Here is a 15,589-nt window from a genome sequence, read left to right as displayed (position 1 = left end):
ACTTAAACTCTGAGCGCCCGATGGACACTAAAGTGCAACAAGACAAAGGCATCTATCTCGATTACAACGCCACGACCCCCGTGGATCCAAAAGTCTTTCAAGCGATGGAACCTTATTTCAAAGAATTCTTTGGGAATCCTGCCAGTGCTGGACACCATTGGGGTTGGCTTGCAGAAAATGCCGTCACCAAAGCACGTGCCCAAGTCGCCTCTTTGATTGGCGCAAAATCTTCTGAGATCATTTTCACTGGTGGCGCTACGGAATCCAACAACTGGGTCATCTTTGGTTTGATTTCAAAGTTGCGCGAAGAAAATCCCAACGAACCTATTCACTTTATCACAAGCACTGTTGAACACAGTTCCATCATGAAAGCGATGGCTGCGGCTCAAAAAATGGGTGTCGAAGTCGATTTCCTTCCAGTGAATTCTTTTGGCCAAGTGGAAATTGAAACGATTCGTAAAGCAATCAAACCCCACACGAAACTCATGAGTTTTATTTGGGTGAATAACGAAATCGGTACGATCAATCCGATTCCAGAAATCGCACGCCTGGCAAAAGACCATAAAATTTATTTGCACACGGATGCGACGCAAGCTGCAGGAAAAATTCCGGTAAATGCGACAGAGATGGGAATTGATTTGATGTCTTTTTCCGCTCACAAAATTTACGGACCAAAAGGTGTCGGTGCTCTTTTCATTCGCTCTAAAGATCCCAAAGTTCAACTCAATCCCTTGATCTATGGTGGCGGCCAAGAACGCGGTCTTCGCTCAGGAACTTTGAATGTTCCTGCGATCGTGGGCTTTGGTGTGGCTGCTGAAATTTGTGAACAAAATCTTTCAGCTGAATTTGCGAAGCTTACAAACCTTCGCGAATTTTTATGGACGAAATTGCAAGACGCTATTCCCGGAGTTCGTTTGAACGGTCATCCCACAGAGCGCGCTCCAAACAATCTCAACATCACTCTTCCTGGTTTTAAAACTGAGCAGATTCTACCTCGCTTGCAAAAAATCGGCGTGAGCACGGGTTCTGCCTGTGGCACAGGGGCGATGGTGGTCAGTCATGTTTTGACGGGCCTTGGAATGAACGTCGATGATGTGCAATGTTCTTTAAGAATTAGCGTCGGCCGCTGGACAACGGAAGAAGAACTTTTGCGTGCTGTAGAAATCCTAAAGAACTCATTACGTTAGAATATCTCAATATTTTTAAATACTTACGAATCAACCCCAGGCTGAGTTTTCAGCCTCCTCAAGGCTTGACAGCTATGGTATACTCGACAGAGTGTAGGGCCTCTGGCCCGAAGCTGAAGTAGCATTGAAGGAGTTCCACATGATCCAAATTTCACCTGAAGCAGCTCAAAAATTAGCCGCTTTGAAAAAAGAAGAAGGAAAAGAAGAATCTGCTTTTCTGCGCGTTGAGGTGAAAAAAGGCGGATGCTCGGGCCTTTCTTACAAAATGAATTTCGATACCACTCAAAGAGACGGCGACAAACTTTTTGAATCCAACGGCCAAAAAGTTGCCGTTGATCCACAAAGCATGCTCTACATTTTAGGAATGACTTTGGAATATTCTGGCGGATTAAACGGCAAAGGTTTTGTCTTCAACAATCCAAATGCCTCTAAGCATTGCGGCTGCGGTTCTAGCTTCAACGTATAATCGGCGGCGGACGCAGCTAAGCCGCTTTCGATCCTTTTAAAAATTCCAGCATAAGCTCAGAAATCGCATCAGGGCGGGTCTTAATCGCCAGATGTCCGGCGCCCTCAATCGGAATCAAATCTTCACAGCCGATATGCTTTGCGAATTTCATGTAAGCTTCGTGATTAAAAAGCAGATCTTCTTTATCAAAAATCAAACGGCATTCACCGCGATACGTGTAAAGCTTCTGATTCCAAACACGCCAATCTTCCGAACGTAAAATCCAAGAGAAATGATGAATCATGTGAGCAACAAACAAAAGCTTTCGGCCCTTGAGATGTTCAACGGCTGTGGCGCCTTCGCTTCTTTCATCGCGGAAAATTTGCGCCGCTCTTTTAAGAAAAGCCTTTCCCATTGGCGTGGCCAGCATCACGTAGACGCTTTTTAGATTTAAAGGAATTGAGAAAAAGAATTTCAACTCTTTAGGTAAAAAGAAACGCACGGGATCTGTGACCATCGGATTGATCAAAACTGTTTTCTTCACGAGATCTGAATGCTGGGTCGCGAGTCCCCACGAAAGAGCGCCGCCATAACTAAGTCCCGCCACGCTGACTTTTTCGCCGGGAAATGTTTCGCGTATAAACTTCGCCAGCACTTCAATTTGTACCGAGAAAAACAATTTATCCGTGCTCATATAAAGATGTGTGAGATTAGGAATGACTACGCGGTATTGGGAAGAGAGACGATCTGCAATCGCTTCCCAATGATGGACGCTGCCTCCATAACCATGGAGTAAAATAAGCAGCGGTCCTTGACCTCGTTCCCGGTAAGTAATCTTGTGTGACATTCACATTACTTATCGGTAAAGGCGTCTTAACATTGCACTAGACTAAGGACCTACTTCTTATCTTTTTTCGGAGCTTCGGATCTGGAGCCGTGTTGATGAGATTTTTGGTGCTGATGGTGATGCTGTCGCTGTCCCTCGTTAGCTTCAGCTTTCGGGTTCTGCTGTCCCCCGCTTGGCCGATTATCGCCACCACTGCCTTCGATCTTCTCAGCTAAAAGCATTGTGTCGTTCACAGCTTTAGATTCGACTTGTTTGTTCGTACGGAAGCCACGAATTTTCTTCGTTTGATTTTCCGCGCGTTCCACTTGCTCGGTCAAATCCACAGTCACGTTACCAAAGCAGCGTACTTGGCAACTCAATCGGCGGCCATCGATAAAGTAATTTGTACCGATAAGACTCAACTCCGCTTTCGTTGGCGGAAGAATATTTGATTCGCCTTCCGCGATACGCACACGGCATTCTGCACAGGAAGGAACACCTTTGCAGATCGAGCGGATTTCCAAATGATTTTCCGTCGCAATTTGCAGGAGACTCTTATCCGGAGTCGCCTCGACTTCAACATTTTGCGGAAGAAATTTAATTTTCATTACTTAACCTTTATCTTAACGAACTTCTTCTTTCCGGCTTTCACGACGAAGCTCTGACCCGATTTTAAATCCATTTTGAGTTTTGGATCAGAGATTTTTTCGCTGTCAATTTGCACGCCGCCACCCTGGATAAGTCTGGAACCTTCGCCGTTCGAAGCGACAAGCCCCGCCTTCACCATCAAAGCAGGCAAGCCCACTTGAGCTTCGGCTTCGACTTCAAATTCAGGCACATCGTCAGGGAGACCTTTTTCGACGAAGATACGATTAAACTCATCTTCAGCAGCCTGAGCCGCCGCTTCGGAGTGGAAACGTTTGATTAAGAACTTCGCCAAATTCACTTTTACTTCACGAGGATGTTTGCGTTTTTCATTCACATCCGTTTTAAGCTGCGACAACTGATTCGCCGTGATGTCCGTCAAGAGTTCATACCAACGGTACATCAAATCATCAGAGATACGCATGGTCTTACCGAACATATCTTTGGGAGTATCCACAACGGAAATATAGTTATCCAAAGACTTGGACATTTTATTAACGCCATCAATGCCCTCAAGAATTGGCATCGTCAAAACACATTGTGCTTCCTGCCCGTAAGCGGACTGCATCGCGCGTCCCACAAGCAAATTGAATTTTTGATCTGTACCACCCAACTCGACATCGGCCTTTAAAGCCACAGAGTCATAACCCTGAGTCAACGGATACAAAAATTCATGAATACCAATCGGAGTACCTGATTTATAGCGCTTTGTGAAATCATCACGCTCTAGCATTTGCGCCACTGTGTACTGCGCTGACATGCGGATAAATTCCGCCGGAGTCATTTTGCCAATCCACGAAGAGTTGTAAACGATTTCGGTTTTTTCAGGATCTAAGATTTTAAAAATTTGTTTTGCGTAAGTGCGACCGTTTTCTTCGATTTCTTCACGAGTGAGCATCGGACGAGTCGTATTTTTTCCTGAAGGATCCCCGATCATCGCCGTGAAATCGCCAATCAAGAAGTAAACTTTGTGTCCCAGCTCTTGGAAAGTTCTAAGCTTATTGATCACGACCGTGTGACCAATGTGAATATCAGGACGCGTGGGATCTGCTCCCAACTTGATATTCAAGGGCTGACCTTTTTTTAGTTTCTTCAGCAGGTCCTCGTCACTGATAAACTCAGCAACACCGAACTTGATTCTTTCTAACTGTTCTTCAGGACGCATCATCGTGCATGCTCCACACTGCGAGTTTCACGAACCACAGTCACTTTCACCTGGCCCGCTTGAGGCATTTCTCTTTCGATCTTACGAGCGATATCACGAGACAGCATCACAGCCTGGTCGTCCGTCACTTTGCTGCTTTCTACAAGCACGCGAACGTCTTTACCGGCTTGCAGAGCCAATGTTTTAAGAACACCGTCAAAGCTATTACCGATGCTTTCAAGATCTTCCAAACGATGGATGAAAGAATCCATTTGTGGACGACGAGCCCCCGGACGAGAGCTAGAAAGGATGAAGGCTGCATGCACAATCCAAGCAAGGATGGAATGCGGTTTTTCTTCTTCGTCATGGGCACGGATGGCGTGGCAGACGTCTTCAGATTCGTTGTATTTTTTCGCCGCTTCAGCGCCGACAAAGGCGTAACTGCCTTCGGCTGTGTGATCAATCGCCTTACCGATATTGTGCAAAAGACCCGCGCGACGAGCGAGTTTCACGTTCACACCCATTTCACCGGCAAGAAGTCCCGCGATTTGTGCGACTTCCAATGCTTGGTTCAAAGCGTTTTGACCTTGGTATGAGCGATATTTCAAACCGCCGATAATTTTAACCAGCTCAGGATGCATGTTTGGAATACCAAGTTCCATCACATGACGTTCACCCTCTTCTTTGATGGATTTCATCAATTCGTTACGTTGTTTCTCAACAACTTCTTCGATACGCGCCGGATGCACGCGACCGTCTTCCATCAATTTTTCAATTGTACGACGAGCGAGTTCACGACGAACAGGATCGAAACCAGAAATCACGACAGCTTCCGGAGTATCATCGACGATCAAGTCAACACCACAAAGAGCTTCCAGTGTACGAATATTACGACCTTCACGGCCGATGATTTTCCCCTTCATCTCATCGTTTGGAAGAGCCAAAACACTCACCGTGCGCTCAGACGTGTATTCAGAAGCGAAGCGAGAAAGTGCTGTCGCCAAAATGCGTTTTGCTTTTTTATCGGCTTCTTTGTTTGCTTCTTCTTCAATTTGCGCGATCTTTTTTGCGGCCTCTTGTTTTGCTTCGTCCTCCAGAGCGTTCAAAAGCTGACGACGAGCTTCTTCTTGCGACATTGCTGCCACAGATTCTAATTTTTGTTTCAACTCACCGATATGAGCTTCGCCTTTTTTCTCAAGATCTTTGATGCGATTTTCAGAGATTGCGATTTTTTCTTCGCGGTCTTTCAGTGAATTCAAATAACGATCGTTTTCTTCCATCTTGTGCTTGAATTGATCGTCGATCTCTTTCAAACGGCGCTCGAGTTGAGATTCTTTATTTTTAACTGTAGATTTTTGTTTGTGAATATCCGCTTCAACGTTTTTACGGGCGCGGGCTTCAAAATCTTTGGCTTTCGTTTCTGAATCTTTTTTGATTTTCGCGGCTTCTGATTTCGCCTTGTTTACGATTCTCTCAGCTTCGATACGTGCTGATTTCTTTTTGTTCTCATCCTGAAGACGCTTAATGATGAATACAACGGCTCCGCCCAACAACACACCGATAATTGCGGTGATAACTAACTCCATGATCCTTACTCCTGATACTTCCTGCAATCGACCAAGCCTGATTCGGTGATTAGATAATCCATCACGACATCGTGGGCTTCGGTAGGCAATGGGTCCTTGGTGACTTGAAAATCAAAACCGATCCCCACTTTAATCCCCTGGTAGTTCATCAAGGTTTTGTCATAAAACCCTTTGCCCTTACCCAGGCGATTGCCATTCTTATTAAACACTAAACCTGGAATCAGCAGACCTTGGATGTCCTTGAGATCTCGCGCGACAGAGTCAGGGGCTGGTTCCTGAACTCCGTAAAGACCTAGCACAAAATGTTGTGCTTCAAAGAATTCCAAATGGCCTTCCCGCATTCGCGGAAACACCCAATTCAAGTGAGAGATCTGAAAGACCTCTTCGACTTGAGCTTCCTGTGGCAAAGCCCGATAGGCTCCCCAGCGGCCCGATTGCAATTTTAAAAATTCTCGCAATTGGGCATTGAGCTGCTGTTGATTTTGAACAAGACCTTGCGCGAACTCTTGAGCGCAAAGAGATTTAAAGAAGGAACGACATTCCTTTTTAGAGCTCCAAGAAACAGACAATGGATCCCCAAGAAAATCAAAACAAAGTTAGTTGTTCAAAACCTTGTTGCTCTTGGAATTTTCTAGATCAAGTGAAAGCTGCATCGCTTTTTCTTCGAGCTTCTCTAGCTCACGATGGGCTTTGCGTTTTAAAAGGATCAACTCTTCCGCCAAATTCATCGCTGTCAAAACTGCAGCGTTTTGGAAAGAACCGTTTTTAGTAAGGGACATGGCTTGATTCATTTTGCTATTAACAAAATCGACGAGCTCTTGCACAGTGGCATCGTCATGAGAGGTTTTTAGTTTGTAAGGGACACCCGCAATTAGAAAATCGTAGGTTTTTTTATCAGATGTCACTAGCACCTCAGTTGCAGATCGCCTAAACCTTTTAAAACTCTAGAAAAAATCCTAGAACAACACTGCTAAAAGTATATATCTAAAAGGTCGATATTCAACAGATTATTTTTTGGAACACGTGCATATAATGCCGAGATCACTCTTATTTTCGCAGAGAATCGAACGCTTATTGGGCTTATCGGCCAGCTCGATCTCTTCGATGTCTTTAAAGTTCCGGCGATAAGTCGAGACCACGTCATTGAGCTTCGTGTCATTATAGGAGTATTCGTCCGATTTGATCGTCGAATTCAAAAGAAAGTTATTGATGATATCTTGCTTGGGATTGATGCGCTGATTCTCAGTAAGCTTGATGTCGGTCACAACACCTTTGGCGTCAACCTGCTGCAAAATCAACTCGGTTTCCATTTTCTTTTCACCGCGAAATTTTGTGCGCAAGATCAAATTCATGCCCTGCTTTTCAGCATCCAAATAGTGGATCTTTCTTTGACGCAGTTGCGACTGAGACGTCACGAATTTTTCGTCGATAATATCTTTAAGACGATTGAGATCTACTTTGAAAGAGAGCTTTTCATCCTGAAGTTCAGGGAAACAGCGCATGAGATTTTCATAGGAAACAGAAACAGGCTTAACACCTTGAGCCCACGCAAAGTGAGGCCCAAGTCCTAAAATTAAACTAACAACAATCTTTCGCATTGAACCTTTCCCATTACATGGGTTCGCAACTCTCCGCATTGGAGCGGTCGCAACCTTCTTGCTGGTCGCTCGTGCAGTACGCGCGGGACTCTGTTTTCCATGTACGTGCAGATGAGCAGTCCTCTCCGTCTAGGTTAATGAAGGACTTCACCGCATTCAATGAAAATCCAAAGGTCGATGCATTCTGGGACACGTTCCCTACTTTCACAGAGACGGATGGCATATTTTTTCCCTCAGCTTGCACTTTATAGGCACCAGGGAATACGGCCACAAAGTCCTGCTCTGTCATTGGAGCTGACACTAAATAACGAGGATGTTTCGAAGGAATCACGTCACCAGGGAATGTGACCCACATTTCTTGAAATGTTCCATCATTAGAAAAGTTATAAAGCTCACGAAGTCCCATCGGGTCTTTCGCTTTATTCCATGCGCTGCACACGGCGCGAGCGCTACTCGACACTTCACCGTATGCATCAATGCGAGGGCACACTTCATAAGTAAAACGTTGAACGTAGTCGCGCTCCCAAAGGCCTGCGATATAAAGATCGCCGAAATTATCTTTATCCAAACGGAAAAGATGACGGTTCATCGCAAACATCGTCATATAGATTTTCTTTTGTTCAATCAAAGATGAAAAATCACGATAAACGCGGATCTTCTGACCACGCACTTGTGACGGCACGCTGATTCTTTCTAAATTTAAAGTCGTCGTGTAACCGCCGCTCACATTCACCATTTCGGGATAAATCGAGTTTTCAAATCCCACGATGTAAGTTCCCGCAGGCACCGACGTCGCCGTATTCAAATCAAAAAACACCGGAGCATCACAAGTCCCGCGTTGCCCGACAGCACAGCGAACCGCTTTTACTTTTTGGAAAAGCTGCTGACTGCCCGCTTGTCCATTCACCTGCAAGGCGCCCAGAGATTGAGCTTGAGCTAAACCTGCAAACAACAATGTCGATACTGCCATCCACCATTTTTTCATAGCTCAACTCCTTAAAACAACTCGCTAGAGTTTTTCTTGTTCTGCAAGGCTTTGCTCACGCGAGTGTCTTGCCCATACACGTCGTCTACGAATCGGAACGCTCCGTCTTCTGTTTTTTCAACAGTGAGATAGAGGAAGTAAACTGGCATGGCCTTTTTCAAAAATACTTTTTTATCAATTTCGCCCGGGATGTTGTTGTCATAAAGAGGAACGTAAGACTTGATATCTTCCAGTCCCCAACCCGCCTGATCTCTTAAAAGATATGCGGCTAGTTCCAACGGTTGCTCCAAACGAACACAGCCCGAACTGCGATGACGTTTGCTTTCACCGAAAAGTTGTTTTTCATTTGTATCATGCATGTAGATAGCCCAAGGATTTTGCAATGGGAATTTCACGACACCGAGGGCGTTGTCTGGTCCCGGCAACTGACGGATATAGTAAGTGAAATTTCTTGCTGTCATACTGCGCCAGTCAATTGATGATGAATCCACAACTTGATCCGTGCCTTCGTCGATCAAAAGCATATTGTGCTTTTCAAGATAGTTTGGATCTTGTTTTAGCATCGGCAATTTATCTTTGATCGCAATACTGCGTGGTACTGTCCAATAAGGATTTAAATTCACGAAAGTGATCGAGTCTCTCATCGAAGGAGTTCTGCGGAACGGCTGACCGTTCACTGTTTTAAAGTGGAAAACTTTGCCACCTTCATCATAAAGACGGAATTCTGTCGTCGCTAAGTTGACGAAGATATGGCGTTGTTCTACGTTCGCCGGTAACCAGCGAAGTTTTTCCATCGTCACTTCCACTTGAGCGATTCTTTGGTTCACGGTGAAGTTCAAGGCACGCAAAACTTCGGAACGGGTTCCGATGATTCCGTCCGACGTTAAGCCGTTCATGGATTGATATTGTCTTAATACTTGATCGAATTCGCTATCAAATGTATTTCCACCATTATAAGAGATGCGATAACCCAATTGGTTGAAGCGTTCTCTGATCTGATTGATCACAGGGTCTTTCACTCCGAGTTTCAAAATAAAACCTGGAGAATTGATCGTCGCCCAACCGCCTTTGGCTTTCATGTCTTTAAGTTGCGCAAGAACTCCCATCAACTCGCGGTAACGAGGATGCGTCGGTGCGAAACCTTCTAAAGAAGACGTCAAAGATTCAGGCCCGTAAGAAACGGCGGCATTTAATTGTGTAAATTCAGCGAACTCTTTTTTCTTAAATTTGATATCAGTATCAATTTGTTCAGGATCAAAGCGTCCTCCCGAAAGATGGGAAACGTAACGGATCAAGGCTTCGGAAACTAAAAGTTCAAAGGTAATCCACTGCACACCAGGGTTTTTAAGAGTTGCTTGATAACCTTTTTCAATTTGCTCATCCCAGTAATCAGCGCTATTGAGTCCGTGTTTGTCTGCTTCAGCGAAAATAGATTTAAGGCGTGCCGCCATTGCATTCGGAGTTCCGTTAGCGTCGACCCAAATAGCTTCGTAATTTCTTAAAGAATAAAGCTTTGCAAGGCGATCCGTGCGCAGAAGGAAACTTCCCCAGCGTGGATTGATGATAGGATTGGTTCTCGCTCTCGTTACCTGATCTTGAATGATCTGAGGTTTGCTTTGAGCCAAAGAAAATTGGGGAGCTAATACAATTAAACTCATACCCACGATAAACGACTTTTGTACCAAACTCTTCATCTTCATAACACCCTCTTCCAACGGTGTTACTATCAAGTAAAGTGCCAGCCCTATTGGATCTGACGTCGCTTTCGTGAAAAATTTCTTATACAAGCGCCGAAAATTGTCGTCTTGATTTGGTTCACATATTTTTTAAAAACAAAGGCCGTCTCAAAATGAGACAGCCTTTTCAGAGGTTTCAGGGAAAAAGGTACCTGGTACCTTTTTCTACTTCTGTGAGTTCAGATAGCGAATGATATCGACGTCCGGTGGTTGCGCGATACCGGCTCCCGGTTTAGGACCAGTGAGTTCATCCAAAGAGAAATCCATGCGCGCATCATAGCGGCGTTCCCATTGGTTACGCAACCATCTTTCACGGCTGTACCACTCACGCTTGTTTGCATCGTCCATACAAGAAGCAAGCTCCTGTGGAGATTTTGCTCCCCAACGAAGCTCGACACAGTGATAAGGGTCAAAACTCAAGTCAAACAAACGCTGACGAGCATCTTCTGAATTCAGAGTGACGGCCCCTCCACTGGAGTTCGTGTAAGTGAACTGACAACCACGAGTTTCGCGATCGTAAACCGCCAGCATATCAGCTGCGAGATTTGCTCCACTGTACACAATGCTCGGATCCCCTGTGCGGTGACGTTGAATCAAAATGCGAGCTTGAGAAAGCAAATCCATGTAGGACACTTTCAAACGCGCATCCCGTGCCGGAGACGCATAGGCTTCCCATTCTCCGTCAGTACCGTAAATATTTTGCGGCAAACGTTCCGGGTGAGGTTTCTTATCAATGCCGGCCTTATTGCCCAGGCTCACTGCGACGACACGGTCTTTTAAGCTTGTGCAGATATCGGCTAAGTTTTGTTGCATATCGCGAAGAGGATCGATTTTTAAATCACCACTTGCCATCATGATACGCAGGTATTCGTAATAGGGGAAGGAAGCACCACGATAGATGAATTGACCTTTTTGCCAATCACCACCCGGATCAGGGCGGTTTCCATAGAACTGTTCAAGACTGTAGTTGGGAAGTGCAGCGTTGCGAGCGCCGACGATTCTGCCGCCGATGTATTCACCAGCGACATTTCGATTCGCACCCACCAAAGCCAGCGGTCGGAAATTTTTAAATCCGGCCCCTTGCTGGGGGAAACTGCGTGTGAATTTAGGCGTGTACATTCCTGACGTCAAAGTGTTGTCAGGATGTGAATCGATATAGAAAATACGTCCATCATCAGTGACTTTGTAGATGATGGCCACGTGACCATTGGGATCATAGATCACAGTGCCGGGACGAATTCCTTCGCGAGACAGTTTCACAGGATAAAAATCCGTGAAGTATCCCGTGTCTTCTTCTCCGATCAAACGGAAGGAAGCTGACCACACCATATCGACAACAGTTTTGTTGAGAATCTCAATGGCGTTCGGACTGTTAAAGCGAGTGGGAATAACGCTGTAACGACCTGTCACGTAGTTACCAAATTTTGTGTAGCGCACATCTGGATTGTCTCCGGATTGGCGCGGACTCACGTCACTTTGTACTGAGAGGGGAAGTCCGTTTTTCCAAGCAAAATAGGCACGTAAGAAATACGGAAGATCCGCGCAGTCGGCAAACAAACGTAAACTTGAAGGATCTGTTCCCGCATAGGGATTCGCCGTGCTTTTTAAACACGTGTCGACTTGAAAACATTCTCTGCGTTCCACGGCAGAACCGATTTTTGAGATAAACTCACCAAATTTACTTTCGTCTTGATCAGTCCATTGTGGCTTCGTGATACGCCACCGCGTGCTTCCTTGCGCGTATGACAGACACGGAAGACATATGAGTAAAGCCGCCAATAATTTCTTCATGAAACCTCCTTGTTGCCCCTTTTGGGCATCATTGAATAACAATTTGACGGGAAAATTGGCCAAATAAAAAAATACCGTACCAAAGACCTCTGTCACGCTTCTTGCTAAGGGGATTTGAGTCAATGACAAAGGTTTAATAAGACGACTGTCTGGAGGACGTACTATGACAAAGCTTAAAACACGTCGACTGTGTTCCGCACTTTTAGGTCTGCTAATTGCCAGCTCACCACTTATGAGTATTGCGCAAGAACTTACTGCTGAGGCCGCAAGCTCTGTAAGTGTTAACGCAGCCGCAGTGGCTCTTAACAAATCTCAGCTTAAAGTAGGACAACGTTATTTCATTTCAGCTGACAGCTTAAATGTTCGCAGTAGCAACTCCACAACGGCAAACAATATTGTCGGCAAACTCTCGATGAATGATGAAGTGGAAATTTATGATCTATTAAATGAAGCCACTCCTCTTGTGCAGATCAAGATCATCAAGTCGTCTTCTTTAAAAGCCGATGTAGCGGCTGAACTTTTTGTTTCCAAAGATTATCTTTCTGAAAAAGAACTTGTGACGGCAGCATCTAAATACTTCGTGATTCAAAACGTGGCGACGGAAAAAACTCGCGTTTATGAACGTTGCACGGAAACCCCGGGTTGCGCTCACAAACTTGTGATGGAAACGGAAATGGTTGTCGGCCGACCGGAAGAAGGTACGAAAGAAGATCCAAATGCGTTTAAGACCTGGCTGGGTCACGCGAGAATTTCTGAATGGGTGAAGTTCTATCAAGACGGTCAAGGCCACTATCCTCATTGGTATAAGGCTGGACAAGATTTGAAATCGATTCCGGGCCCGATCACGGATGGTATTTCTAAAATCGCTTCTTCACGTAAATGGATGGTTGAAGATGCTCACGGCAAGACAACAATCTATGGTGCTTTCGGTTGGTTCGCCGCGAAAGTGACTCCAGCTGATGAAATCAATGGTATGAACTACCAATGGATGCACGGAACAATTGGCTGGGGTAAAGATGGCGCGGCCTCTATTGAACTGACTCGCGGTTTCTTAATGAATCTTTTCTCAAATCCAGGTTCTTCAGGTTGCACACGCTTGGAAAATAAAGCGGTTGCTTACTTGCGCAGTTTGTTACCTGTAGGCACAGACATCTACCGTGTTTACGCCCGTGAGTCGACTCGTGAAAAAGAAGTGACGACAGGTATCTTTAAAAAGAAGACAACTCCACTTCCTCGCTATGCTGACAAGTTTGAAAAGCCGGGACATTGGGATTTCATCCTTTTAACAAATGGCGCACAACAAAGTGGTGGTTTGACAGCAGACGCAAAAACAATCATCGACAAAGCCATTCCTGTGATCGCGGGCCAAAACCTGATCGAGCAAGGTACTTATGAAATCGATGAATATCCAAATGCAGTTCAATTGAACTACAACAATCAAGCGTCTTCTGGAAAATCGGGTGACCGTTACAGAATCGATTCTGGCAAACAAGCGGACGCAATGAAAACAAATTTCCGCGGTTATTTCTTGGTGGACGAAGGTCGTTTTGTTGATTACGCTCACCCAGATGCACGTCTTACAAAAGGTGTGATCAAGGTCAGCGGTCTTGCGGATTTCAGAGACTCTGTTCCTGAGTTCTTGAAAACTTCTGGTGCGCACAACCCACCAGAAATCAAGTTCAGAACTGAAAACGATAACAACAACAATAGCAGAATCGGCAACTAATTATTAAATGATCTATCCAACTGATGTATGTATGGTAGGTGCGACGGGGCTCGTGGGACACGAGCTCCTTCTCATTTTAGCGCATCTTGAACAAGTCACAAAAGTCAAAGCGATCAGTCGCTCCCCGATGGGAAAAATTCCTCCGCACACGGAAAACATCATTCTGAATTTCGACAAAATAAAAGACCATCCTGACGCTTTAAAGGCGCAGATTTTTATTTGTTGTTTGGGAACGACGATTAAAAAAGCCGGCAGTCAGGAAGCTTTTCGTAAAGTCGACTACGAGTATGTTTTGGAGTTTGCAAAACTCGCTGAACAAGTCAAAGCGCAAAAGTTTATCGTGATTTCAGCCATGGGTGCGGATGCGAATTCGAGTGTTTTCTATAATCGCGTCAAAGGCGAAATGGAAAAATCGCTGCGAGAATTAAAAATTCCGCAAATTGAAATCTTCAGACCATCCTTGATTTTGGGTGAGCGCAAAGAACAGCGCTCTGGCGAAGGTGTCGCTCAAAAACTGAGTCCTTATATCAATCCTCTTCTTGTGGGACCTTTAAGAAAATACCGCGCGATTAAAGCAACTGATATTGCAAAGGCGATGGCGATTGCTGCCTTGAACTTCCAACCGGGATTTCATGTTTACCAATCCGATCAGATTCAGCATATCGCCGACCAAAAGTGATGATCCGTTAGACTCTTCTATTGAAAAAGAGAGTCTACGAACTCTTGAGACGAGAACGTGCGAAGATCTTGGATTCTTTCGCCGACACCGATAAGCTTGATAGGGATTTGCAATTCTTGGGCAAGTCCCACGGCCACGCCACCTTTCGCAGTGCCATCCATTTTTGTTAAAATCGCCCCTGTTAAAGTCAAAGCGTTGTGGAATTCCTTTGCTTGCATCAAAGCGTTTTGTCCCGAGTTCGCATCAAGCACGATCAAAGTTTCATGAGGAGCCTCAGGAATGACTTTCGTCATCACGCGCTTCATTTTTTTAATTTCTTCCATCAAGTTTGCTTGGGTGTGCAAGCGTCCCGCCGTATCGACGATCACAACATCATAACCTTGCGCTTTGCCTTTGGCGACAGCATCAAATGCCACGGCACTTGGATCTGTTACACCTTCCGGAGAAAAAATTTCGACTTGAGCGCGATCCGTCCAAACTTTGAGTTGTCCTCCCGCCGCCGCACGGAAAGTGTCGCCTGCGGCCACCAAAACTTTTTTACCTTGGCCGGCCAATTGTGCAGAGATTTTTCCGATGGATGTAGTTTTCCCCGCACCATTCACCCCTACAATCATCAAAACTGTCGGACCTTCTGCTGCGAACTGGATTTTAGATAGAATACCTTGATCCGGAGCTGCGGAGTGAGAGCCAGCAAAAATATTTTTGATTTCTTCTTTTAAAGCCGTGCGAACCGTGTCGTAATCAGCGCGCTCTTTTTTAGACAATTTGTCTTCAAGAGCCGCCATCAAACGTTGCACCGTCATTGGACCCAAGTCGCTCGTATATAAAATCTCTTCGATTTCTTCGAGATGTTTATTGTTCGTGTCACCCTTAAATAAACTGCGAATGCGACCAAAAAGATTTTCTTCGGTTTTCTTAAGAGCTTCTTTGAGATCGACCGCAGTTTCTTCAACAACGTGACGAGCTTCTTTGGCAAGATCTGGAATCTCGATGTCAGAGACCATTTCGCCCGTGGAATCAATGTGCGCTAAAGCTTCCTCTGCTTCTGCCTTTTCTTTTTCCGCCGTTGTCGGCATTTCGCGTTTCGCTTGATACTCTAGGTTTTTTTTATCTTCGCGACGGGCATTTCTCCACACACCGATGAAAATCACCGCGAAAATAATCGTAAGAAGAAGGCCCGCTACGGCGAATAGAATTTCAATTTGTTGCTCATGCCCCGGCGACATCATAAGTCCTCCAAC

At 45.2% G+C, this 15,589-nt stretch carries 15 protein-coding genes; 4 read left to right on the top strand and 11 right to left on the bottom strand.

All coding sequences use genetic code 11. The features are described 5' to 3' along the window. Positions 1-20 precede the first annotated feature (20 nt). Both ACLSSO_RS05520 and ACLSSO_RS05515 read left to right on the top strand, forming a co-directional pair. Positions 21-1,187, top strand: a complete 1,167-nt coding sequence (locus ACLSSO_RS05520) for a cysteine desulfurase family protein (protein ID WP_413944300.1) — start codon at positions 21-23, stop codon at positions 1,185-1,187. Positions 1,188-1,326: 139 nt separating this feature from the next. Then, positions 1,327-1,653: a HesB/IscA family protein gene (locus tag ACLSSO_RS05515; RefSeq protein WP_413944299.1), complete on the top strand. Its 327-nt coding sequence runs from the start codon at positions 1,327-1,329 to the stop codon at positions 1,651-1,653. A gap of 16 nt (positions 1,654-1,669) precedes the next feature. Here the strand turns inward: ACLSSO_RS05515 and ACLSSO_RS05510 are convergent, their stop codons facing one another. From ACLSSO_RS05510 to ACLSSO_RS05465, 10 genes are all read right to left on the bottom strand, one after another. Next, positions 1,670-2,479, bottom strand: coding sequence for an alpha/beta fold hydrolase (locus tag ACLSSO_RS05510; RefSeq protein WP_413944298.1), 810 nt, complete (start codon positions 2,477-2,479; stop codon positions 1,670-1,672). 50 nt (positions 2,480-2,529) lie between these two features. Further along, a complete protein-coding gene (locus tag ACLSSO_RS05505; protein WP_295905439.1) occupies positions 2,530-3,066 on the bottom strand; it encodes a 2Fe-2S iron-sulfur cluster-binding protein in 537 nt (178 codons plus the stop codon). Further along, the gene (tyrS, locus tag ACLSSO_RS05500) at positions 3,066-4,271 is read right to left on the bottom strand and encodes a tyrosine--tRNA ligase (protein WP_295905442.1); all 1,206 of its coding nucleotides are present in this window, start codon (positions 4,269-4,271) and stop codon (positions 3,066-3,068) included. The genes ACLSSO_RS05505 and tyrS overlap by 1 nt, the downstream gene beginning before the upstream one ends. After that, on the bottom strand, positions 4,268-5,833 hold the full coding sequence (gene rny, locus ACLSSO_RS05495) for a ribonuclease Y (RefSeq protein WP_295905444.1): 1,566 nt from the start codon (positions 5,831-5,833) through the stop codon (positions 4,268-4,270). The genes tyrS and rny overlap by 4 nt, the downstream gene beginning before the upstream one ends. A gap of 5 nt (positions 5,834-5,838) precedes the next feature. After that, a complete protein-coding gene (locus ACLSSO_RS05490) occupies positions 5,839-6,402 on the bottom strand; it encodes a 5-formyltetrahydrofolate cyclo-ligase (RefSeq protein WP_413944297.1) in 564 nt (187 codons plus the stop codon). 27 nt (positions 6,403-6,429) lie between these two features. After that, positions 6,430-6,738 carry a cell division protein ZapA gene (locus tag ACLSSO_RS05485; protein ID WP_295905448.1) on the bottom strand — a complete coding sequence of 103 codons (309 nt, stop codon included), beginning with the start codon at positions 6,736-6,738 and terminating at the stop codon, positions 6,430-6,432. 102 nt (positions 6,739-6,840) lie between these two features. Further along, positions 6,841-7,431 (bottom strand): hypothetical protein, encoded by a 591-nt coding sequence (locus ACLSSO_RS05480; RefSeq protein ID WP_295905450.1) that lies wholly within the window; start codon positions 7,429-7,431, stop codon positions 6,841-6,843. 13 nt (positions 7,432-7,444) lie between these two features. After that, entirely contained in the window at positions 7,445-8,416 is a 972-nt protein-coding gene (locus ACLSSO_RS05475; RefSeq protein ID WP_295905451.1) for a hypothetical protein, read from the bottom strand. 11 nt (positions 8,417-8,427) lie between these two features. Continuing rightward, the gene (locus tag ACLSSO_RS05470; RefSeq protein WP_295905452.1) at positions 8,428-10,116 is read right to left on the bottom strand and encodes a L,D-transpeptidase family protein; all 1,689 of its coding nucleotides are present in this window, start codon (positions 10,114-10,116) and stop codon (positions 8,428-8,430) included. Positions 10,117-10,317: 201 nt separating this feature from the next. After that, on the bottom strand, positions 10,318-11,943 hold the full coding sequence (locus tag ACLSSO_RS05465) for a hypothetical protein (RefSeq protein WP_413944296.1): 1,626 nt from the start codon (positions 11,941-11,943) through the stop codon (positions 10,318-10,320). A gap of 163 nt (positions 11,944-12,106) precedes the next feature. Here ACLSSO_RS05465 and ACLSSO_RS05460 point away from each other — a divergent pair, with 163 nt between their 5' ends. Continuing rightward, on the top strand, positions 12,107-13,669 hold the full coding sequence (locus ACLSSO_RS05460; protein WP_413944295.1) for a hypothetical protein: 1,563 nt from the start codon (positions 12,107-12,109) through the stop codon (positions 13,667-13,669). Positions 13,670-13,700: 31 nt separating this feature from the next. Then, positions 13,701-14,348 carry an oxidoreductase gene (locus ACLSSO_RS05455; protein ID WP_295905755.1) on the top strand — a complete coding sequence of 216 codons (648 nt, stop codon included), beginning with the start codon at positions 13,701-13,703 and terminating at the stop codon, positions 14,346-14,348. 17 nt (positions 14,349-14,365) lie between these two features. On the opposite strand, the gene ftsY is transcribed toward ACLSSO_RS05455, so the two are convergent. After that, entirely contained in the window at positions 14,366-15,577 is a 1,212-nt protein-coding gene (ftsY, locus tag ACLSSO_RS05450) for a signal recognition particle-docking protein FtsY (RefSeq protein ID WP_295905756.1), read from the bottom strand. Positions 15,578-15,589: the final 12 nt, after the last annotated feature.

It is taken from the genome of Bdellovibrio sp. HCB-162 (genome assembly GCF_047344985.1).
Lineage (GTDB): Bacteria > Bdellovibrionota > Bdellovibrionia > Bdellovibrionales > Bdellovibrionaceae > Bdellovibrio.
This window is presented reverse-complemented; position numbering and strand designations above follow the sequence as displayed.

What these genes read in the sequence shown, in the direction of transcription:
- ACLSSO_RS05520 (WP_413944300.1), top strand. Translation starts at nt 21, where the DNA reads ATGGACACTAAAGTGCAACAAGACAAAGGCATCTATCTCGATTACAAC.
- ACLSSO_RS05515 (WP_413944299.1), top strand. Translation starts at nt 1,327, where the DNA reads ATGATCCAAATTTCACCTGAAGCAGCTCAAAAATTAGCCGCTTTGAAA.
- ACLSSO_RS05510 (WP_413944298.1), bottom strand. Translation starts at nt 2,479, where the DNA reads ATGTCACACAAGATTACTTACCGGGAACGAGGTCAAGGACCGCTGCTT.
- ACLSSO_RS05505 (WP_295905439.1), bottom strand. Translation starts at nt 3,066, where the DNA reads ATGAAAATTAAATTTCTTCCGCAAAATGTTGAAGTCGAGGCGACTCCG.
- tyrS (WP_295905442.1), bottom strand. Translation starts at nt 4,271, where the DNA reads ATGATGCGTCCTGAAGAACAGTTAGAAAGAATCAAGTTCGGTGTTGCT.
- rny (WP_295905444.1), bottom strand. Translation starts at nt 5,833, where the DNA reads ATGGAGTTAGTTATCACCGCAATTATCGGTGTGTTGTTGGGCGGAGCC.
- ACLSSO_RS05480 (WP_295905450.1), bottom strand. Translation starts at nt 7,431, where the DNA reads ATGCGAAAGATTGTTGTTAGTTTAATTTTAGGACTTGGGCCTCACTTT.
- ACLSSO_RS05475 (WP_295905451.1), bottom strand. Translation starts at nt 8,416, where the DNA reads ATGAAAAAATGGTGGATGGCAGTATCGACATTGTTGTTTGCAGGTTTA.
- ACLSSO_RS05470 (WP_295905452.1), bottom strand. Translation starts at nt 10,116, where the DNA reads ATGAAGATGAAGAGTTTGGTACAAAAGTCGTTTATCGTGGGTATGAGT.
- ACLSSO_RS05465 (WP_413944296.1), bottom strand. Translation starts at nt 11,943, where the DNA reads ATGAAGAAATTATTGGCGGCTTTACTCATATGTCTTCCGTGTCTGTCA.
- ACLSSO_RS05460 (WP_413944295.1), top strand. Translation starts at nt 12,107, where the DNA reads ATGACAAAGCTTAAAACACGTCGACTGTGTTCCGCACTTTTAGGTCTG.
- ACLSSO_RS05455 (WP_295905755.1), top strand. Translation starts at nt 13,701, where the DNA reads ATGGTAGGTGCGACGGGGCTCGTGGGACACGAGCTCCTTCTCATTTTA.
- ftsY (WP_295905756.1), bottom strand. Translation starts at nt 15,577, where the DNA reads ATGATGTCGCCGGGGCATGAGCAACAAATTGAAATTCTATTCGCCGTA.